This window comes from Clostridium cellulovorans 743B, from assembly GCF_000145275.1.
GTDB lineage: Bacteria > Bacillota > Clostridia > Clostridiales > Clostridiaceae > Clostridium_K > Clostridium_K cellulovorans.
The window spans coordinates 3,949,621-3,969,818 of the sequence record NC_014393.1 but is presented as its reverse complement, the minus strand read 5'-3'; the positions used below and the strand labels follow the sequence as shown (position 1 = coordinate 3,969,818).

Annotated in this window: 20 protein-coding genes; 15 read left to right on the top strand and 5 right to left on the bottom strand. The window is 29.6% G+C overall.

The features are described 5' to 3' along the window. Positions 1 to 12: 12 nt before the first annotated feature. From CLOCEL_RS16175 to recA, 5 genes are all read left to right on the top strand, one after another. The gene (locus CLOCEL_RS16175) at positions 13 to 1,494 is read left to right on the top strand and encodes an MDR family MFS transporter (RefSeq protein ID WP_010073302.1); all 1,482 of its coding nucleotides are present in this window, start codon (positions 13 to 15) and stop codon (positions 1,492 to 1,494) included. 347 nt (positions 1,495 to 1,841) lie between these two features. Next, the gene (locus tag CLOCEL_RS16170) at positions 1,842 to 2,366 is read left to right on the top strand and encodes a CarD family transcriptional regulator (protein ID WP_010073301.1); all 525 of its coding nucleotides are present in this window, start codon (positions 1,842 to 1,844) and stop codon (positions 2,364 to 2,366) included. Positions 2,367 to 2,405: 39 nt separating this feature from the next. Further along, positions 2,406 to 2,687 (top strand): hypothetical protein, encoded by a 282-nt coding sequence (locus tag CLOCEL_RS16165; protein ID WP_010073300.1) that lies wholly within the window; start codon positions 2,406 to 2,408, stop codon positions 2,685 to 2,687. A gap of 203 nt (positions 2,688 to 2,890) precedes the next feature. Next, positions 2,891 to 3,220 carry a hypothetical protein gene (locus CLOCEL_RS16160; RefSeq protein WP_010073299.1) on the top strand — a complete coding sequence of 110 codons (330 nt, stop codon included), beginning with the start codon at positions 2,891 to 2,893 and terminating at the stop codon, positions 3,218 to 3,220. 66 nt (positions 3,221 to 3,286) lie between these two features. After that, positions 3,287 to 4,363 carry a recombinase RecA gene (gene recA, locus CLOCEL_RS16155; RefSeq protein ID WP_029169165.1) on the top strand — a complete coding sequence of 359 codons (1,077 nt, stop codon included), beginning with the start codon at positions 3,287 to 3,289 and terminating at the stop codon, positions 4,361 to 4,363. A 208-nt stretch (positions 4,364 to 4,571) separates the two neighbouring features. Here the strand turns inward: recA and CLOCEL_RS16150 are convergent, their stop codons facing one another. Next, entirely contained in the window at positions 4,572 to 5,453 is an 882-nt protein-coding gene (locus CLOCEL_RS16150; RefSeq protein WP_010073297.1) for an SPL family radical SAM protein, read from the bottom strand. 294 nt (positions 5,454 to 5,747) lie between these two features. Further along, the gene (locus CLOCEL_RS16145) at positions 5,748 to 6,092 is read right to left on the bottom strand and encodes a hypothetical protein (protein ID WP_010073296.1); all 345 of its coding nucleotides are present in this window, start codon (positions 6,090 to 6,092) and stop codon (positions 5,748 to 5,750) included. A 349-nt stretch (positions 6,093 to 6,441) separates the two neighbouring features. On the opposite strand from CLOCEL_RS16145, the gene CLOCEL_RS16140 reads away from it, so the two are divergent. From CLOCEL_RS16140 to CLOCEL_RS16110, 7 genes are all read left to right on the top strand, one after another. Next, positions 6,442 to 7,395 carry a helix-turn-helix domain-containing protein gene (locus CLOCEL_RS16140; RefSeq protein ID WP_010073295.1) on the top strand — a complete coding sequence of 318 codons (954 nt, stop codon included), beginning with the start codon at positions 6,442 to 6,444 and terminating at the stop codon, positions 7,393 to 7,395. 478 nt (positions 7,396 to 7,873) lie between these two features. Continuing rightward, entirely contained in the window at positions 7,874 to 8,644 is a 771-nt protein-coding gene (locus CLOCEL_RS16135) for a lysoplasmalogenase family protein (protein WP_010073294.1), read from the top strand. A gap of 186 nt (positions 8,645 to 8,830) precedes the next feature. Then, positions 8,831 to 9,751, top strand: coding sequence for a PIN-like domain-containing protein (locus CLOCEL_RS16130; protein ID WP_010073293.1), 921 nt, complete (start codon positions 8,831 to 8,833; stop codon positions 9,749 to 9,751). A 242-nt stretch (positions 9,752 to 9,993) separates the two neighbouring features. Further along, entirely contained in the window at positions 9,994 to 11,616 is a 1,623-nt protein-coding gene (locus tag CLOCEL_RS16125; RefSeq protein ID WP_010073292.1) for a hypothetical protein, read from the top strand. A 4-nt stretch (positions 11,617 to 11,620) separates the two neighbouring features. Next, complete coding sequence (locus CLOCEL_RS16120; RefSeq protein WP_010073291.1) at positions 11,621 to 12,325, top strand: OmpA/MotB family protein; 705 nt, start codon at positions 11,621 to 11,623, stop codon at positions 12,323 to 12,325. Between the two features lie 48 nt (positions 12,326 to 12,373). Further along, positions 12,374 to 13,195 carry a hypothetical protein gene (locus tag CLOCEL_RS16115; protein ID WP_013291834.1) on the top strand — a complete coding sequence of 274 codons (822 nt, stop codon included), beginning with the start codon at positions 12,374 to 12,376 and terminating at the stop codon, positions 13,193 to 13,195. 192 nt (positions 13,196 to 13,387) lie between these two features. Then, on the top strand, positions 13,388 to 16,066 hold the full coding sequence (locus tag CLOCEL_RS16110) for a hypothetical protein (protein WP_013291833.1): 2,679 nt from the start codon (positions 13,388 to 13,390) through the stop codon (positions 16,064 to 16,066). Positions 16,067 to 16,095: 29 nt separating this feature from the next. On the opposite strand, the gene CLOCEL_RS16105 is transcribed toward CLOCEL_RS16110, so the two are convergent. Further along, on the bottom strand, positions 16,096 to 16,314 hold the full coding sequence (locus CLOCEL_RS16105) for a DUF2922 domain-containing protein (protein ID WP_010073287.1): 219 nt from the start codon (positions 16,312 to 16,314) through the stop codon (positions 16,096 to 16,098). Between the two features lie 24 nt (positions 16,315 to 16,338). Beyond that, positions 16,339 to 16,560: a DUF1659 domain-containing protein gene (locus CLOCEL_RS16100; protein WP_010073286.1), complete on the bottom strand. Its 222-nt coding sequence runs from the start codon at positions 16,558 to 16,560 to the stop codon at positions 16,339 to 16,341. 1,198 nt (positions 16,561 to 17,758) lie between these two features. Here CLOCEL_RS16100 and CLOCEL_RS16095 point away from each other — a divergent pair. From CLOCEL_RS16095 to CLOCEL_RS16090, 3 genes are all read left to right on the top strand, one after another. Continuing rightward, complete coding sequence (locus CLOCEL_RS16095) at positions 17,759 to 18,250, top strand: flavodoxin family protein (protein WP_010073285.1); 492 nt, start codon at positions 17,759 to 17,761, stop codon at positions 18,248 to 18,250. A 63-nt stretch (positions 18,251 to 18,313) separates the two neighbouring features. Further along, entirely contained in the window at positions 18,314 to 18,445 is a 132-nt protein-coding gene (locus tag CLOCEL_RS23715) for a hypothetical protein (protein WP_010073284.1), read from the top strand. A gap of 294 nt (positions 18,446 to 18,739) precedes the next feature. After that, positions 18,740 to 19,480: an MBL fold metallo-hydrolase gene (locus CLOCEL_RS16090; protein WP_010073283.1), complete on the top strand. Its 741-nt coding sequence runs from the start codon at positions 18,740 to 18,742 to the stop codon at positions 19,478 to 19,480. Positions 19,481 to 19,654: 174 nt separating this feature from the next. Here the strand turns inward: CLOCEL_RS16090 and CLOCEL_RS16085 are convergent, their stop codons facing one another. After that, on the bottom strand, positions 19,655 to 20,077 hold the full coding sequence (locus CLOCEL_RS16085) for a pyridoxamine 5'-phosphate oxidase family protein (protein WP_010073282.1): 423 nt from the start codon (positions 20,075 to 20,077) through the stop codon (positions 19,655 to 19,657). Between the last annotated feature and the right edge of the window lie 121 nt (positions 20,078 to 20,198).

The window sequence follows — 20,198 nt, the reverse complement described above, 5'->3', positions numbered from 1 at the left end:
GTGATTCAAAGGATGGATTTAAAAAAGAAAAAGTTAGTAATAGCACTATTGGTGGCAATGTTCATAGGTGCTATCGAAGGAACTGTTGTAACCACAGCTATTCCAACTATAGTAAAAGAGCTTCAGGGGTTTGAAATTATCAGCTTGGTTTTTTCTGTATATTTATTAGCATCTGCAATTTCTACACCTATATATGGAAAGCTATCAGATTTGTATGGAAGAAAAAATGTGCTCACCGTAGGAATAATAATATTTTTATCAGGAAGCTTTTTATGTGGACTATCACAGAATATGTTTATGTTAATAGGAGCTCGTGCAATTCAAGGGCTTGGAGCAGGTTCTATATTTACAGTTACATATACAATTATTGGGGATGTCTTTACATTAGAAGAAAGACCAAAGATCCAAGGAATTATAAGCAGTGTATGGGGGATTGCAAGTCTTGCTGGCCCATTGCTTGGTGGAATATTAATAGATGTTCTGTCTTGGCATTGGATATTTTTTATCAATATACCTTTTGGAATATTATCGGTTATACTGATACAAAGAAACCTACAAGAGAACTTTGAGAAAAGGAAACACACTATAGATTTTGCAGGAATCATCACCTTATCTGTGGCTATGCTTATATTTCTAAATATTTTTCTAACCACGAAAAATAGTAGTTCTGTTGATAATAAATTCATTATAATATCACTAATTATAACTGGGATTTTATTAGTGGCATTTTATAAAATTGAAAGAAAAGCAAAGGAACCAATTGTTCCTTTTGATATATTTACAAAGACCAATGCAATTGTAAATATAATAAGTTTTTTATCATCAGCAATACTAATATTGGCGGATGTTTATTTGCCAATATATATGCAAAATGTCTTGGGATATGATGCTAAAATATCGGGACTAGCTTTAGCACCTATGTCATTTGCTTGGCTGATATCTTCAGTGATATTAGGTAAAGCTATAGTAAAATACGGTGGAAAAGCAATAATACTAATTTCAAATGCTATTATACTTGTTAGTGTATTATTGTTACCGACCTTAGGAATAAAATCATCCCTAATATTAGTAATAATTTATGTTTTTATAATGGGCTTTGGTTTTGGTGGTGCTTTTACTACCTTAACAATAGTTATCCAAGAATCTGTAGTGTATAACAAAAGAGGTGCTGCGACGGCAGCTAATTCATTGCTTAGAACATTGGGACAAACTATAGGGGTAAGCGTATTTGGAAGTATATTCAATTTATACATAGTTAAATATTTTACTCAGCGAGGAATAAATGGAGTAGATCCAAGTAATTTATATACATCATCTACATATAGCAGTGTTATTAGTAGTGATCAGGTAAAACTTTCAATAAACAATTGCTTGCATGGGTTATTCATAATACTTATAATTATCTCTGCTTTAGCGGTAGTTTTATCAATAATCATGCCTAAAATATCTCAAAAAGCAGAGAAAGTTAATAATTCTCAAGTAATAGGGGAATAATAAGAACTAAAGACTTGTGTTGAAAAATGCCCTATAGAGTGCAATAATAGTATTCTTACTCTGTAGGGTTCTATTTTAAATTAAATATCCTAACATAATTTTATATAAAATAAAAAAAATTGTTTGCAAAATTTAAAAATTATTTGATAAAATATAAGTAGAGAATTTTAAGTTGAGATTTTGACATATCAGACACATTACCTGTAAGATTTTGAAATAAAAACTCCAATAACGATAGAGCAGTTTTGCACTTTTTTTTATATATACACCTGAAAACGTTTACAAAAGTAAAACTGTCAGTTCTAACTTAGTATCTAAAAAAATCCGAAAAAAGAGGAGCAAAGACTATGTTTAAAATAAATGATTATATTATCTATGGTGGAAATGGAGTATGCAGGGTATTGGATATAGGAATACCAGCGATAAATATAGGTGATAGCAAAAGAAAATATTACACTCTACAACAAGTCTATAAAAATGGAAGTGTCATATATACTCCAGTTGATAATGATAGAGTTGTTATGAGAAAGTTAATATCAAAGGAAGAGGCTAAAGAGTTAACTCGGAATCTTGATTCAATAGAAATATTACTTATTGATGACGATAAAATGCTTGAAGAAAGATACAAAGAAGTTATGAATAAATATGACTGTACAGAAATGATCAAAATAATTAAAACTTCATACTCAAGAACAAAGGAACGCTTAGAACAAGGAAAGAAAAATACTATGATAGATGATAAATATCTAAAAATTGCCGAAGAAAATTTATTTGGAGAACTTGCTATTACACTTAATAGGACGAAGGAACAGATTAAAGATTTTATAGATCAACAAGTAAGGAAACCCTATAACTTGGAAGAAGGTGTTTAGTAGTAGCAATTGAAAAATACTGTGGAATGGGAGGTTTACATGAATAAATACTCATTATTAGAATTAACTAACTTGCCAGAGTGTAGTGGATTATCAGAACATGGAAGATGCACTAGATTAAATGTTTTTTATTGCCAGGGGGAAGGGTGTACTTTTAAAAGCACTAAAGAAGAAGAGCGTGCTTCAATTAGTAGTGCATATCAAAGGCTACTAAGCCTTGATGTTTCAAAACAAAAACAAATTGCTAGGAAATATTATGGTGGTATTATGCCTTGGAATAAAGAAAGTAAGAGTTATAAATTGAAGAGTGTTATCTTTTAATTGCAAGAAAGAACCAGTAAGCTTCATGAAAGTATATTTTATGAGTAAATAATAAAAAATATATAGAAGACTAAATGAAATTTCTATATATTGTTGCATGAAAACGTTTACAAGTGATTCTTTAGAGTATACTTGGAAGTTATGTTTTAAGTAAAAATCATTAGTGTTGATATTAAATTTGGATAAATTAAGGAGGTAGAGAAATGGACTTGATCAATGAGAGGGTTGAACACATTAATTTTGGTGCTGGAGTCATTAATGAAATAGATGGTAGTAAAGTATGGGTGGATTTTAAACAAGAGGTAGGAATAAAGGCATTTATATATCCAGATGCATTTGGAAAGTTTTTAAAGGCAGTAAATACAACGATACAGAACAATATAATGGAAGAATTGAATATAAAACAAGCGGAGATAGAACGTAAGCGTAAAGAAAAAGAACTAGAAGCTGCTGAATTAGAAAAAAAGAAAGAGTCCACAACCGTAAAGAAAAAATCAACAACTAGGGTAACAAAAAAGAAAATTACAAGTTGATAGTGTTTAATCTTTAAAAAATGGAAAAGTGAAAAGGCTTATGAGAGGTGATGAAAGTAAGTGAATATAAATAATGATAAAATTAAAGCCATAGAAACAGTTATGAGCCAAATAGAAAAACAATTTGGAAAAGGTTCTATTATGAAGCTTGATAAAGCCTCAGTAATGGATATTGAGACTATATCAACAGGGAGTTTGGCTTTAGATATAGCACTTGGAGTTGGTGGAGTCCCTAGAGGAAGGATAATAGAAATATATGGACCAGAATCCTCGGGGAAAACTACTGTTACCTTACATGTAATTGCAGAAGCACAAAAAATGGGTGGCACTGCAGCTTTTATTGATGCTGAACATGCGTTAGACCCGTCTTATGCTAGGCGATTAGGTGTTAAGGTAAATGAGTTACTAGTTTCCCAACCAGATAATGGGGAACAAGCTTTGGAGATTGTAGAAGCTCTTGTAAGATCAAATTCTGTAGATGTAATTGTTGTTGACTCAGTGGCAGCACTTGTTCCGAGAGCTGAAATAGAAGGAGAGATGGGGGATTCTCATATTGGGTTGCAAGCGAGGTTGATGTCTCAAGCTTTAAGAAAGCTTACTGCTGCAATTAATAAATCAAAGTGCGTTGTTATATTTATAAATCAATTAAGAGAAAAAATTGGTATTATGTTTGGTAGTCCAGAGACAACAACAGGTGGACGTGCACTTAAGTTTTATTCATCTATAAGGTTAGATATAAGAAAAATTGATACTTTAAAATCAGGTGAAGAGATTCTTGGGAACAGAACTAGGATAAAAGTAATCAAAAATAAGGTTGCACCACCTTTTAAAAAAATCGAATTTGATATAATGTATAATGAAGGTATTTCAAGAGAGGGTGACCTTATTGATATAGCTGTTAACGAAGGTATAGTTGAAAAAAGTGGAGCATGGTTTTCATATAAAGCAACAAGGCTTGGACAAGGCAGGGAAAATTCTAAGCTGTTTTTAAAAGAGAATCTTGCTGTAGCTTCTGAGATAGAAAACCTGATTAGACAAAAGTACAATTTACCACTGAAAAAGTCAGTTATTAATGAAGAAATTATAGAAAAAGAACTTTTAGGGGAAGAGGAAGATGTGATCTCTCAAATAGTAGGAGAGTAATAGAAACTAGTATTTACAAAAGTTGTATAATATGCTATGAATTTTTTAGAGATCTAAACTAAATATTTGTGTTTATAAAAGCCCTATAGAGTATAAAACCAAGGTTTCTACTCTATAGGGCTTATTTTAGATTAATTATTCGATACAGCTTAATGCTAAAAAATCTCGGAATACCATTGAAGGGTGTAATATCATCTGCATTAGTCTTTTATAGCTTATCTAGAAAATCTAATTGCACAGAAGAAATTTTGCTTTGGTATGATGGCATTTTTAGAGAAATTCCATACTTGTTACAGGCATCTGATAGAAGATACCAAAGCTTATTCATATTTCTAGCAGAGCATTTGTAGTTGTTGCCAAAGCTTTTTTCGTATTTTTCTCTAATACCAGGAAAGTTTTCATCTAGCTTCTCATAATAATAGTATCTCTGCATATCTCTAAGGGACATCCCAAGCCATGGAACTATGTATTTAACGCCATAGTAATTTGCTTTTTCCACTATATCAAGTATGTTTTCCTCAGTATCTTCAATGAAAGGTAGTATAGGCATCATTGTTATACTTGTGCATATACCAATTGTAGCAAGAACACCAAGAGCTTTGAAACGATCAGTAGATGACGGCGCAAAGGGTTCAATTTTTTTTGCTAAAGCATCATTTGTGGTAGTGATAGTAATCGCTACAGAAGCATAGGTTTTATTAATCTCCTCAAGTAGATCTATGTCTCTTAATATTAAATTACTTTTAGTAGTGATATGGACAGGAAAGTTATATTCAGCAATTGCTTCAAGACATCCTCTAGTCAAGGAATATTTTTTTTCAGAGATAGTGTAGGGGTCACTCATAGATCCAGTACCTATGGTGCCTTTTTTTCGCTTACCTTTCAGTTCTTTCCTAAGCAACTCTATAGCATTTCTTTTCACAATAAGTTCATCAAAATTTTCTATCTTATAGCACAAACTTCTAGAGTCACAATATATACAGCGATGTTCGCAGCCTCTATAGATATTGAATAAATAGTTAGTGCCAAACCAACCTGAGGGTTTTTTATTAGGAGATAGTAAAACCTTAGCATCGATCTCTTTTATCAAAAAAAATACCTCCTTTATAAAATATATTGAATAGTATAATATTTACAAAGTAATCTTAAAGTATTTTATAGTATAACAAAGATAGTTTGTATAAAATAGCAAAAGGCGAAGTTATCTTTAATTTAATAATTTAACAAAAATGACAAAGTTACAAACTTAAATACAAATATTGTCTAATGGGAGCTTTTGATGTATAGTTATAGCTAAGGTAAATGCGATGAATTTGGTCCTTCCTTAGTATCCAGGAACTAAGTTTGGCAACTGTGCTACTTTCAAGCCATCTTTTGAAAGTACTTAAGATTTTTCTTTATATTTTTTCATCATAAAAGCTATCATAGGTCTAAGCAGCACTATGGTAATAATCAATAATATAGGAAATACAAAATTAATACTCCCACCGTTTTTATAAATTTCAAAGGGTATTAATATTTCAATTTTAAATAGATATCCTATAAGACTGTAAATAGAGCAAGCACATATTGCAAGAATAATAGTCAACTTATCATTCTTTAGAGCAACTATGTGTTTTTCATTAATTTTTTTAGTTTTATCCTTAAGCTTTCTGGATCTAATCAACGAATATGCTGACCACAATGCGAAAATAAGAAAGCTTAAATAAATTAGTTCTGCTTTTATCATAAGTTTATCCTCCAGATTTAAAGTTGAAGTTTTTCAGTGGAAACTTAAAATATATTTTTCTAAGATAATTGTAAAATATTAAGGGACCGACTAGTAGAATTGTATTATATAAGTTCTAATGATGTTTCTACATTAAATTCAAATACCGTTTATACTAGCAATGTAGATTTTTAATTGGAATATATATATTTTATCATCCTATTACATCAGTTAAAAAGCAAAATATTTCATAAAATATTGGAAATGATACAAAAAGAAATAATCGCATAAATATAATTGAGAATTAATAATTAAAAATGTAAAGTTATAATTCTCAACTCTCAATTACTAATTGAAAAGGGGAATATTTATGCCAATTTATAGAGTAATTAAGGATTCAAATAATCCTTATGTGATTGTTAATAAAGATTTTATAAATGATGAAAGATTAAGCCTTAAAGCAAAAGGTTTGATGCTTTATTTCCTTAGTAAGCCTGATCATTGGGAATTTTATGTAGGAGAGATAAAGAAACATACAAAGGATAAGGAAACTGCCATTGCTTCAACTATAAAGGAACTGTTAGAGGTAGGGTACATAAAAAGAACTCTCAAAAGAAAAGCTGGAAAATTCCTTGGTGGATATGTTTATGATGTCTATGAAGTACCAGAGGATAATAGTTTTATTTCAGTAGAACAAGAAAGACAAGCCACTACTTCGTGTTGTCAAGTAGAAGAAGAGGAGAAACAGGTTGTTGGCTCATATTATATAGTACAGGAAGAAGAAGCCACTACTTCGTGTTGTCAAGTAGAAGAAGAGGAGAAACAGGTTGTTGGCTCATGTTATATAGTACAGAAAGAAGAAGGCACTACTTTGTGTTGTCAAGTAGAAGAAGAACAAGAACAAGAACAAGCTGTGGATTCAAGTTATCCAGTACAGAAAAAAGAGAAAGATAGACAAGCTCTCTCTTTTTGTTATTCAGCAAACTTAAAAGAAGGAAATCAACATGTTGGAAAAAATACCAAGGTAGGAAAGTTCCATACTGGTGAAAAAGCCGCAATGGAGAAATGCCATATCGGTGAAAGAGCCGCAATGGAGAAATACCATATCGGTGAAAATACCAAAATGGAGAAATACCACATAGGTGAAAATACCAAAGTGGAATTTTACCAAAATGGAGAATCACCGAAATGGGAAAATCCAATGCTATTAAATAATGATCTTTATAATAATAATTACTTTAATAGTAATAATGATATATATACCTCCGATTTTAAAAAATCAAAGGAATTTAATTTAGCACTTAACTATAGTTTTAATCAATGAAATAGAATAAAAAGTTATTAGTTGTAAAAAATATAGAAAAATAGTTTTAGAAATTATTGTAATGTTTTATATAGATATAAAGAGAATATAGCTATAAGATAACGTTTTCCATAAAGTTTATTTTTTACAAAGTAAGTTAAAGTCTTGATATGTGCTTAACAAAATAGTATTATTATTGTCGTATATTAAAGTCCTTTAGTAAAATTTTAACTTGATTAGCTATAAAAACTATTTAGGATATTGTAAAATAAGCGATTAAATAAATATATTATAAAGAATTCCAGCTTCAGATGTTGACTTATCCTTGTAATATCTTGGGGAAATGAACTAATAGAAGCATTTGTAGTATCAGCTATATATACCTAGTTAAAGTTATAGCTGGGAACCCTATGGTAGGGTTATTAAGACGTAGTATTATTAATAATTTATAACAGTATTTATGAGGAAGAAGCATAACATTTTATGGAGGAGGAATACTATGGAAATGTTATTTTTTCTATTGATGTTGGTAGCCACGCTAGCATTAATAACTATGAAATTTTTTGCTATAACAGGAAGCTTTGTTATTTTAAAGGCACTGGCTAGTGCACTTTTTGTTATTACAGGAATAGTAAGCTATAAGACTAAAAAAGAGAATAAAAAGTATTTTATATGGATTTTGCTTGGGTTAATTTTTTCATTCTGTGGAGATGTATTTTTGGAATTGAATAATACTCCTAAATTTCTAACTTTAGATCTAACGCATATTAAAGGGGTTCTATTTATAAATGGTGTAGGTAGTTTTGCTTTAGCACATATAATGTATTTTATAGGATTTAGCACTTTAAGAAAGGTAACTTTAGTGGATATTGTTATTACTATAGCCATCGCTTCTCCGATGATTTTTCTTGAGCTATTTGGAGATTTTCAATTTAATGGGCTTCAGTTAGTAGTTATAGGATATACAATATTAATTTCACTAATGGTAAGTAAAGCTATCTCTCTTTATAAATATTACCTAAGAAATAAAAAAGCTGTCATAATGACTATCACAGGAGCAATGATGTTCTTAGTATCAGACATTATTTTATTATTCTTGTTATTCAGCAAAGGTGATTTTATTGAACCAGATAATTTAAAATATTTAGAGTATTCAAACTTAATTATTTACTATGTTGGACAAGGAATATTAGCACTGAGTTTAGGACAAAAGTTTAGTGTTCGTAAAAAAGTTAATGAGACACGTAGGCTGTCGAACTTGGTAAAATAGTGAATCTTATTAGTAAGCTGAGAAACAGTTTTGAAAGCATATATAAAGGATACCTTGATACATTGTGGATAGAAGCAAAATTTACTTGTAAACTATGGATTTGCTAAAGTATAATGTTAGTAAGAAACTATGGAGAATATCACAAAGAAATAATTGATTTCAAGTGTGTATATAGAGGTATATTAGATGAAAGAAGTTGTTTTTTCGCAATATGTAGAAAAGGATAAATTAATAGAAAAACTATTAAAGAACGGTATTGTAATATTAGATTCTAATTCATTACTTAATGCTTATATATATGATAATTTTGATAGAAAAAAGTATTTTGAAATCCTTGAGATTTTAAAGAATAGATTAATGCTTACTAATTTATCTGCTCAGGAGTTTTATACTAACAGGTTAAAGCTTATATCAAATAAAGCAAGGGTAAAGGAAACTTTAAAAAGTGAAGTGGAATTTGCTATTGATAAACTAATTGTAAGTATTAATACTGGAGACTTCAATGGACGAAAACAGGCTATAAATAGTTTCATAAAATATGAAGGCAGACTTCAAGAAAGTATACAAGAAATTTTGAATAATACAAAGCTAGAACTTGAGCATATTATAGATTCACATACTATAGACATCGATGATAATTATATGGAAAAAGACACTGTTTTAGATAAAATGCAAAAATTATTCGATGATAGGGTAAGCGAGGAATTTACAAAAGATTACCTTGCAGAATTATTTGAAGAAGGACAGAAAAGGTACGAAACTAAAATGCCACCGGGATATATGGATAGTGCCAGACCAGAAGGTGAAAGATACAGAGATCTAATTATTTGGAACGAAATTATAACCATTGGTCAGTCAACTCATATGGATGTTCTCTTTGTATCTGATGATAGAAATGAAGATTGGTGTGATACTCTAAATGGCATGGAGTTGGGGCCTAGAAATGAATTAATCAAAGAGTTTTATGATTCTACGAGGCATCTATATTATTCTGTTTCTACAGAAAACTTTATAAAACATTCAGCAAGGATATTCAATATAGAAGATACAGAATCTTTGCAAAGACAAAGCCGAATTATCGGAAAAGAGATGTCTAGTTCAAAGTAAAGTTTTATAAAGAAACTCTATGAGTAAAGTTTACATTAAAGATTGCTGCATAAAAAAGAGTAGATATGATTATATTTACTCCTTTTTTATTATAGAAAAAATCAATGGATTAAACTGATAAATATACATAAGGCCTTGTAAATAGACAGTTTTTGCGAAAAGCAAGAATGGACTATTATGTATGGCTTTAGTTTAAAAACAAATATATGATAGGAAACGGAAGTATAGGGGGAAGAAACGATTTGAATAATATAAGTTTTGAAACTGTAACTACTGATAAACAAATTTTGAGCAACGTAGATTTAAGTAACATAGATTTAAGTAATGTTGACTTAAGTAAAATTGATCCAAGTAAGATAGATTTAAGTAAGATAGACCCAAGTAAGCTTGATATGAGCAAGATAGATACAAGTAAGTTAAATTTAGATGGGGCAGGTTCTGAGATTATAACTGCAACCACAGTGGATACTTCTAGCATAACTACTCAGTTAGTAAAATCTTTTCAAGAGCAAAATGAGGTAGGTTTTGCGGTTATAATTATGACATTAATTGTGTTTATTTTAGGAATCCTTATGTTGAGAAGTGTCTGGAGTTACTTTAATGGACTTTCAACAAGATTTAAAGAGGCGACAAAGAATGTAAACAGTCAAGAACTGTATGAAATAGAATTTAAAGATTCAGAGGTTAGAAGCATCGTAAAAGAATTTAAGAGATCTGCAAAAGCTGGAATTGAAAATGTAAATACTGAAGTAATTATTTCAAAAAACATAAAGGGTAGAATGTATCTCTTTGAGGAATTTGTAAAGATAATCCCTTCAGTTGCTACAGGTCTAGGGTTATTAGGTACTTTCTTAGGGCTTACTTTAGCTATCGCTCAAACAAAGAATTCTTTAGCAGGGGTAAGTAGTATAGTTAGTTTTACTATAAAACTTCAGCAGCCAATAGCAAGTATGGCATCTGCCTTTTGGACAAGTATTGTAGGGGTAGTTGTATCTTTAACTATGAATGCTCTTATAGTTAATATGAGAAAATCTAAGGATGAGTATTATGATTTACTTGAAGATTATTTAGATAATGTGATTATAGTAGAAGGATCAAGAAAATCAAAGAGTATATCTGAAGAACTAGTAGCTTCTTTAGAAAAGACCTTTAATGATATGGCAGAAAAAATATCAACATCTATAAAAGAAGGTATCAAAAACAGTCGAGATGGTGGTTTAGGTTCTAAGATCACAGAGGACGAATTTTTAAGTTATACAGATGAGCTGAATTCTATAGTCCTAAGTATAAATAGTAATTTAAGCAATATCAGTGCGCCTATTGAGGAATTTAAAAATGTCATAAGCAACTTCGCTCTTATATCAGAGGATTTAAATACACGCTTTGATAATAGTGTTACAAGGCTTGTAGATAATATCTCTGGACTTGATGAAAACCTAGGTGGGATTCAGAATACAATTGAAAATAACAACTCATATATAAAGAATATCGAAGAAACCTTAAAGGTTCAAAGTAAGAATCTTACTAATAGTTATCAAGGGTTGACAGAAGGTGTGGATATTTTAAAATCTGCTACAATGAAACAACTTGAGAGCATTAAGCAAATTGGGGAAACTTTAAAAGGTAGTTTGGCACAACTTATGAATAGTACTGCAAAAAATAATGGTGATATTGAAGTAAATCAAAGTAAGGAGCTTACTGAGGCTGTTAAGGAATTAGATATGACCTTAAATGCTATTAAGAACGCTACTAACGAACTAGCTAAAAATTCTTTGATAGTAGGGCAAATGGTTAAAGGGACTAATCAGTGGCTTCAAACTATTGATAAGGATGAAATTGCACAGGATTATTTAGAGAGGAAGTAATATTATGAAGGCAAGAAGTCGGAGACATAGAGCCAATTATGAACCACAATCTTATTGGGAATCCTTTGTAGATATTATGACCTCAACAGCCTTGGTTTTCTTCTTCATTTTAATCCTTGCCTTGGGATATCTTACAGTGTTTGTAGAGGATACTGCTGAGGAAAGAGCAGATTTGTATGTAAATATAGAAAGCGCTCTAAGTCAACAGCAAGCAAATCCTGAGGTGATAGATTTTGATAAAAGTGAAGGTCGTATAATCATAAAAACTGAGAGTTTCTTTGATTTAGGTCAGTTTACTTTAAAAGAAGAGGGAATTAATACAGCTAATATGCTTAATGAAGTGTTTTCTAAATTATTAAAAGACAAAAATATAGAGAATGCTATTCAATACATTGAGGTAGTTGGACATACAGATTATATAGGGAACACTATTGATAATAGAGAGTTATCTACACAAAGAGCAGTAAGCTTTTTAAATGCTATGATGCCTATGGACAGTGAATTGGAGAATACCTATGGTTATAAATTTAAAGCTTCAGGTATGTCTGAATTTGAAACTAATGCCACTAAGCAGTTGCGAGATAGAGGACAAGATCAATACAATGAAGAAGCAACTGAAAAAGATAGAAAAATTGAAGTTAGAATAATTTTCAAGGATGACAATATAAATAATGCTGTTAAAGAAAAAGTGAAGAAAGGGATTAATTAGACATCTATAAAGTATAAGTGATATTTATGAACTGTTAATTGAGTTTAGATGTCTTCCTTATCGGGTGATAGAATGGAGTATGAGGAAATTATAGGCGAAGACCTAAAAAAAAGAACAATTAGCTATTTAAAGCTTTATAACAGTGAGGATTATTTAAAAGGATTAATTTCTTATCTTAAAAAAAGAGGCTATGGCTATATAGTAAATGAGATAGAGAAGGTAGTTGAAAATAATAAAGAAAACAGTGTTGAAGAAATCCTAAAGCTTCTGATAGATGTTGATTTAATTGATAAGCCGAGAATCAATATAAATAATGGGTTTGAAAAAAAATCTAGAATACTTTATAAACAAGCTAAAGGTCTGGAACTTAGAAGAGAAATCATTATTACTTCTTACAATTATCCGTTAAAGATAATTCATATAGCAGCTAAAAATGAAGAGATTGTTAAAGGGAGTTGTAGTGAAAATACTGTAACTGTGGATATAGTTATACCAAGTGGTGTTGAAAAAATCTACAACGTCACTGAAGAAATTATTATTATTACTAATTACAATACAGAGAAAGTTCATTTCACTATAGAAGCTGAAAAGGAAAATCACCGTAATACAAAAGTAATCCAAGGAGAAAATAGCAATTCTGAGACAATCACTAACAGTTGGCAGGATACTGAAGGTGAGGATACCGTGCAAGTTACAGCATATATAACGGCACCTACAGAAAAGTCTTCCTTAAAGGATAAAGAAAAGCAGGAATCAAGTAAAACTGCTAAAAAGAAAAAGAGTAAGGGAAGAAAGAAAAAGAATACTCCCATTAACAGTGTTAGGAAGACGTTAGAGAAAATTCTATTTAAATCAAAGAAAAGAAAGTGATAATTTGTAGTTACTTTTCCAGAGAAATAAAAACCAAGTCCAAGTTAAGGGTGAAACCTTATAAGTCATATAAGGTTTCGTAAAGGATCTTCGTAGGGTAGATTTGAATTTTCAATATGGCCCTAGGATTTTGATAATGCTTCAATAATGGACTTTATATAAGGAAAAGCGAAAATAAATAAGGGTAGTGGTGTGAAATTGATTAAAAACTTAATTAATTATGAAATCAGCTCAGAAAATTTTCAAGATATACTAAAAGAAAATAATAGCATGTTCAATGATTTGTGGACTTCTTTAAAATATGAAGAGAAATTAACGGCTGTACCCATGATAACAGATGAGATAATCTTTGCTTTAATAAAGATGTATAGGCTCGGTATATATACTAAAAAATCTGCCCAATGTATAAGTTATATAAGAATTGCTGCTGAAGAAGATAGGGAAATTGATAAAGTTCTTTTGGTAGCTGAAAGTAAAGTAGGCTGCTTTGATTTAGTCTTCAATGATAGACTTGCAAGGTTGTACAGAAGTGGAGAGATACTAGAATTTGATAAGATAATCAATAGAATGATTAATAAGAAAGATTTTATTTTTGAGCCTAAGCTTATAAATATTATTTATGATTTTTATAAAAGAAATAATGATATTAATAGTTTGAGAATTCTTGTAGATAAACTTCTCGAAAACAAAATAAATCTCAAAGAGACTTGTATTTCCATAGAAGACATCGTAAATTTAATAAATATATATAAAGAAGAGGAAGATTTGCAAGAATTAATAAAAGTCTTAAGGCTTTTTGATTATTATAAGGGTTACAAAGAAATACAGGAAACCATTGTTGATATCACAAAAAAAGCTGTAATATCAGCACATAGCAAGATAGAAAAGCTTATAACGATGAAAAGTTATATACAAGAATACAGAGAAGATGATCCTGAGATAAAAGATGCTTATCTTCTTTTAATTGCTCACCAAGGGATAAATAGTAAAGAGCAGCTAGAAGAACTGATAGAAGCTTTAAAAGAGCTTGTATGGCAAGAAAACTTTGTGAAGAAAAAAGCTATTTCAATGATAAAAGCTATAATAATATACTTCTGCAAAAGAGATGATTATGACAATATAGTAAAATATGTTGATTTTTATGTTTATCAATTAGCTTTGGTAGATAATTATGGATTGCTAACAGAACTTATAAAAACTCAAAAGACAAAATACATCGGTGAAGCAATACTACTATCCATAAATAAGATAGAGGTAAGAACTTTAAATGCCATAATAGATGAAGCTTGTGACAGGGTAATTGCTACGAAGAATTATAGTTCTATAATAAACGCGTTAAAATACTTAGAGGAAAAAAAGGTTCCAGGAGCTGGTTATGTGTTAGCTTTGAAATACTTAAGCGTTTGTGAGGTTATAGTAGATGAAGAATATAAAGTACTATCAGAAACTCTAAGGATTTTACCTAGAGATAAGCAAGTGAATTTATATGAAGAAATGACAAAACGACAGGAACTTCCTATTGAAATAAGGCTAGAGTTTTTTAGTTTATATAAGAACAAGGGGAATTTACAGATTCTTTATGCTGCATTTATAAGGAAAGACATTTATTCAAGAGAATTAAAAGATGCTTTAGCAAAGCAGTATTTTGGTGCTAATGAAGAATTTTTAAAAATAGTAGCTATTGATAGTTGTAGCTTAGAGGTGCTAGAACTAGTTAATAGAAAGATACGAGAAACTTTATCTTTTGACCTTCATTATGTTAAGGAATTGCTTAATGCAGTAAAAAACAAAGATAGTATTTTAATAGCCTACAAAAATATTATAGATAAATTTAGCAGTGGAACTTCAGAAGAAATAAGTATAATAGGAAAATATGAAAAGCTTGTAGAGTCAAGAAATAGAGTTTGTGAGGTTGGTGAACTTATAAACATTCTAGAGCAAAATGAAAAGTACAGGTATATTGCTTTTGATCGGAAAGATGTACAAGCTTTCAAAATCAAAAACTTATTAGCAAATTATATGAATAAAAATGCTTTTGAATATATAGTTGATATCAGTGAAAATATCATAGCTTTTAAAGAAGTGCATTATAAAAGACAATATATTATACATAAGATAAATATTGTTCTAGGAAATATATTAAAACTAATAAGGTTCCAAATGATGTTAACAAAGCATGGTTTTACTATTGATGAATTTACTTTAGAGGAATTAATGTATAGCAAAGAGATAATAATTCCAAGACACTTTTCCTATTTAGAGGATGCGAAATACGGCAATATAGATGAAGAACTTAACGTTAAAGCTATTATGGCTTATGTAAACACAATAGTTAAGGCTAAGCAAGAAGAGAATACTACAAAAGAAGAGGCAATTATTATAGGGAAATTGAAGAACTTACTTACTAAGGAGCAAGGGATTAGCACTTATGAGGCTTTGATATTAAAACTTTCAGCTTTTATAGAGCCAATTCAGATTAATCCTCAAAGACTTTCTTTTAAAGCTCAAATAGAAAACTTTAATAATATCTCTACTGTAGTAGCTAAAGAAGCTATTATAGAGAGAATAATAAACTCTAAAATAACTCTTTTGGAAGCTAAAAGAATTATTATAAGCTGGAATGGTAAAATAAAAAATAAAGAAGCTTTCCTTGATTATTTGCTTCTATGTTTTAATATCACTAGAGCTGGATTAAATGAAGATGAACTGCTTTGTCTTTATGATAAAATTATTGAATTACTTAGAAGAAATCCTGCTTTGATAAATAAAGATAAAAAGTGTGTGTTTTGCATGAATGCAAAGCTTATTCTGAACTTAAGTAAAGAGAAGCTTGACCAAGATCTTTACGATAAAAAACTGCTGACAGTTTAAGGCTGTCAGCAGTTTTTTTATTTATAAGTTTATTGAAGGGCTATTTTAGTGGTTTGTTTTTGAGCGATTTGAGCACCAGCTTTACCAGTTAGTGTGTTACCGTTGTTTAAGAAAATATTCTTAGCAATTATTACGTCCATTAAGGATGAAATTTCAGGTTCAGCTAAATTAGGTTTTACATCTGAGATAGTCATATTAATTTTTTCTCCTGAAGCTGTTAAAAAAGTCATGATTAGTGAGAACTCCATAGATTTTTACCTCCAATTTTAATTTTAGTTATTAAGTAATTTTGAACTTTCATTTAAGTAATAACCTTTAGTTGTTTTGGATAAAATTGATTTGATTGCTTCAGCTACAGCAAAGACATCGTCAACTGTAGCATTTGTCTTTATACCAGAAAAAGTTTTTTTCTTATAAATTGTAGCTCCTTTACTGTCAGTACCATTTTCAACTTCTAGGATAAGGGATGTTGAATTAATTATTTTATTTATCATCCTTACCACCTCCTTCAGCTTTTACATATGCAATGATAAAAGGATGTGACTTTTCTTTTAGGATTTTATAAATTTTTATATAATAATTATTTTTTCTAAGATAATAAAGTTTTTGTATAATAGTTGATTTTTTATAAGATCATAAAAATTCCTATGGAATAATTATTTTTTTCACAAGATAATAAATTTTTTTTGAAAAAAATATATAGTGGCAATTTGATGAATTAGTTAAAAATTAGTTGAAGTTATCTGGTTTTGAGAAATGATTTCTAAATGTTATCGTTTTAAAATTCAATGGACACTAAGTATTTTATAAAACATAGTTTAATTAAGGCTTTACTAAGGTAGTAGTTTAAGTGGAAATTTAATTTAATTCTACTTATTAGAATTAAAGCCCTGGAGAAATGCATAAAATAATATAGGGATCCTTGTGAAATGTCACGATACGACAAGAAAAGCGACTTGGAAATATAAAACAACCGAAAAAATGCTAAGAAACAACAGTGTTTTAGGGTAAACGACATGATATTCAATATATAAAGTTAGTTTAATAATAAAAAATATAGAATTTTTGAAAAAAACTATTGACTGTGACAGATGGTGGTGATATATTAATCAATAGAAACAGTTAAGTAGATTTCCAACCGAAATTTATTTATTGATTTTATTGATTAATTGATTGATTGATTTTAAGTATTATAGGGTGATTCCCTCAATAGTACAAAAAGAAAACTGCAAGCGATTATTTATGATGATTGACATAAATAGCTTGCAGTTTTCTTTTTTGAATTCTTTTATGTATTTCTTTAATATTTAAACTTATATATTTTTCAAAAGTGGAAATTAAAATAAGTATATAATGTTCTAATTAAAAAATATAAATTGATCCTTTCAATAAAAAATGGATTTGGCGTAGAAACATTATTGGAATTTATATATTTTTAGTTGTAAAAATGTTCTTTCTATTAAAATAGCAAGTGGATCTTCTATTATTTATGCAAAGGAATTGAATTGAAGTTGATAACAATGGTTACCAATGGTAGTATTGTATGTAAGAGTAATGAATTTAAGGAATTGCCTTTGGGGGATCATACAAACAATATGAAATTATAATAGTTAAATGAAAAACTATATATTTTTTACAAATAAGTCGTGATAAAATAGAAATGTGATATTTAATAGGGGAAGGGGTAAAATTATGGAGAATAAGAAGGTTTCTATCATATACTATAGTAAAATGGGGAATACTAAAAAGATGGTAGACATTATAGCTAATGGATTAAGATCTGTAAAAGATATAGAAGTAGGTGTCTTTAGCGTTGATTCTGTTGATGAAGATTTTCTAAGAGAAAGTAAAACCGTTATCTTTGGCACGCCTACATATTATGGAAATACTTGTTGGCAAATTAAAAAATGGTTTGATGAATCCAAAAACATATCATTAGAAGGAAAGTTAGGGGCAACTTTTGCAACTTGTGATTATGTTCAAGGTGGAGCTAGTACGGCTATGCTCACTATCATAAATCATATGATGGTAAAAGGAATGCTTGTTTATTCAGGAGGATCTGCACTTGGACAACCTTTCCTGCATTTTGGACCTGTGGCATTAAAGGGAAGAATGGAAGAGGTAAGAGAAGAATTCTTTATCTATGGAAGACGTATTGGTAATAAAACTGTAGAATTGTTTTAAGGAAAAGCGGTGAATAACTCCTTTGTTTTTTGAGACAATAAATTTAAAGGAGAGTGATTTACTGTGGTTATGAAGGAAAAATTAAAACACAAGTATGATAAAGAAAAAGAGAATTATAAAAAGCAAGGAAAAGTTACAGATGCACCAGAAGATACAGATATGCATAAGCCTGTAAGGGGGTTAATAAAAAAATAGAAAGCCGCTTATTTATAAAAGAAATACTATTTTTTTATGATTCTTCTGGTAGACGTTAATGTAAATAGAATAATTAAAATTGAAAGGCTATACCAAAAAGTATTTTATACTATCGGTATAGCCTTTTTTATTTATATTTCTATTGACTATCAGCTAATAATTGTATACAATATATCAAACAATATTTAATAATTATAACATAAAAGTAATTAAAAGTCAATATATAATATGAAAAAAATACTTGGATTATTTTATAGTATATTGTGATTTTACGTCAAGGGAGGAAGATAAGTTATGAAGGTTGAAAATGGAATCTATATGCTTGAAATATCGGCAAATATAATGGAAAGGGAGAGTGTCATTTATCCAACAGTAATCTGGGATAAAGATTCACTGCTTTTGATTGATACTGGATTTCCAGGTCAATTTCAGGAAATTAGTAACGTCTTTGAAAAAGAAGGTATACCTTTTAATAAACTAGAGGCGATAATTCTAACACATCAGGATATCGACCACATAGGAAGTTGTGCTAGTATATTAAAAGAAATATCTGGTGAGGTGGAGGTTCTTGCTCATGAGGAAGAAAAAGAATATATAAATGGTGAAAAGACACCTATTAAACTTGCTCAGCTAAGAGAGAAGCTTGATTATTTGCCTGATAACTTAAAGATGTTTTATGAAAAACTAAAAATAGGATTTGAGGCTAGCAGAGTAGATGTAGATAAAACCTTGGTTGATGGACAAGAGCTACCTTATTGTGGAGGAATCACTGTTGTTTACACCCCTGGTCATACTCCAGGACATATTTGCTTATATTTTCAGCAATGGAAGCTACTAATCGCTGGAGATATTCTAAATGTTGAAGATGGGATACTTAATAAAACAAAAGAAGATATCAATTTTAATAATGAACTCAATATAAAATCTATAGAAAAACTTATGAAATATGATATCGAAACAGTAATTTGCTATCATGGTGGGCTATATAAGGGTGATGTGAAGAAGCGTCTAGGAGAATTGGTTAAGGGTTTATAAAAAGATTTTATCTTAATGGTTAGGACGACTTGTTAGTGGAACCTACTCCCCAGTTTTAGATTTGGGGAGTTGTATTCTTTTATAAAGTTTTGAGTAAGATGATAAAACTTGCTTTTCAAGGTTTAGTGAAGAAATTTATTTTTGGTTTTATAATATATATCTGCGATTATATAGCTAATCTTCAACTTCAAAATCCTCAGATTTAAATTTACTATAAAATCTTCCGCTTTGTGTTGTAAACTTAAGAACACAATAATCTTGGTCAGTGACACCTTCAGGATAATACAGTTCATCTCCATCACGCCATATTAGTTGCTTTGAATAAGCATCTTGTAAAACTTCCATTGTGCCTTTTAACATCACGCCTCTAAAAAATCTTTTATCATAAAAATATACACATGCTTTGGGATTATTTATGTATTGGCTAACTCTCATTGACGAAGTGTTTGTGGAAAAGTATATATATTTTATTCCCTGTCGCATTCTTGGTGGAAGCATGGCTTTGATATTTGGAAAACCTTCATCATCAACAGAACCTATAAGCGAAACACTTACCTTATCAATTAATCCTCCAATAGTTTTAACTTTATCCCTCATTCTACTCAATCCTTTCAATTCAATAATGATACAATAGAAAATTCTATATTGTAAGCTGTAAAAGAAATATTAAACTTTTTTACTTAATTTAAATTATATCACTATTTTGGTTAAATATTAA

Coding starts and splice junctions, on each gene's coding strand:
- CLOCEL_RS16090 (WP_010073283.1), top strand. CDS start 18,740: ATGAAGGTTGAAAATGGAATCTATATGCTTGAAATATCGGCAAATATA.
- CLOCEL_RS16140 (WP_010073295.1), top strand. CDS start 6,442: ATGCCAATTTATAGAGTAATTAAGGATTCAAATAATCCTTATGTGATT.
- CLOCEL_RS16145 (WP_010073296.1), bottom strand. CDS start 6,092: ATGATAAAAGCAGAACTAATTTATTTAAGCTTTCTTATTTTCGCATTG.
- CLOCEL_RS16170 (WP_010073301.1), top strand. CDS start 1,842: ATGTTTAAAATAAATGATTATATTATCTATGGTGGAAATGGAGTATGC.
- CLOCEL_RS16130 (WP_010073293.1), top strand. CDS start 8,831: ATGAAAGAAGTTGTTTTTTCGCAATATGTAGAAAAGGATAAATTAATA.
- CLOCEL_RS16095 (WP_010073285.1), top strand. CDS start 17,759: ATGGAGAATAAGAAGGTTTCTATCATATACTATAGTAAAATGGGGAAT.
- CLOCEL_RS16160 (WP_010073299.1), top strand. CDS start 2,891: ATGGACTTGATCAATGAGAGGGTTGAACACATTAATTTTGGTGCTGGA.
- CLOCEL_RS16115 (WP_013291834.1), top strand. CDS start 12,374: ATGTCTTCCTTATCGGGTGATAGAATGGAGTATGAGGAAATTATAGGC.
- CLOCEL_RS16165 (WP_010073300.1), top strand. CDS start 2,406: ATGAATAAATACTCATTATTAGAATTAACTAACTTGCCAGAGTGTAGT.
- CLOCEL_RS16105 (WP_010073287.1), bottom strand. CDS start 16,314: ATGGAGTTCTCACTAATCATGACTTTTTTAACAGCTTCAGGAGAAAAA.
- CLOCEL_RS16135 (WP_010073294.1), top strand. CDS start 7,874: ATGGAAATGTTATTTTTTCTATTGATGTTGGTAGCCACGCTAGCATTA.
- CLOCEL_RS16085 (WP_010073282.1), bottom strand. CDS start 20,077: ATGAGGGATAAAGTTAAAACTATTGGAGGATTAATTGATAAGGTAAGT.
- CLOCEL_RS16175 (WP_010073302.1), top strand. CDS start 13: ATGGATTTAAAAAAGAAAAAGTTAGTAATAGCACTATTGGTGGCAATG.
- CLOCEL_RS16100 (WP_010073286.1), bottom strand. CDS start 16,560: ATGATAAATAAAATAATTAATTCAACATCCCTTATCCTAGAAGTTGAA.
- CLOCEL_RS16120 (WP_010073291.1), top strand. CDS start 11,621: ATGAAGGCAAGAAGTCGGAGACATAGAGCCAATTATGAACCACAATCT.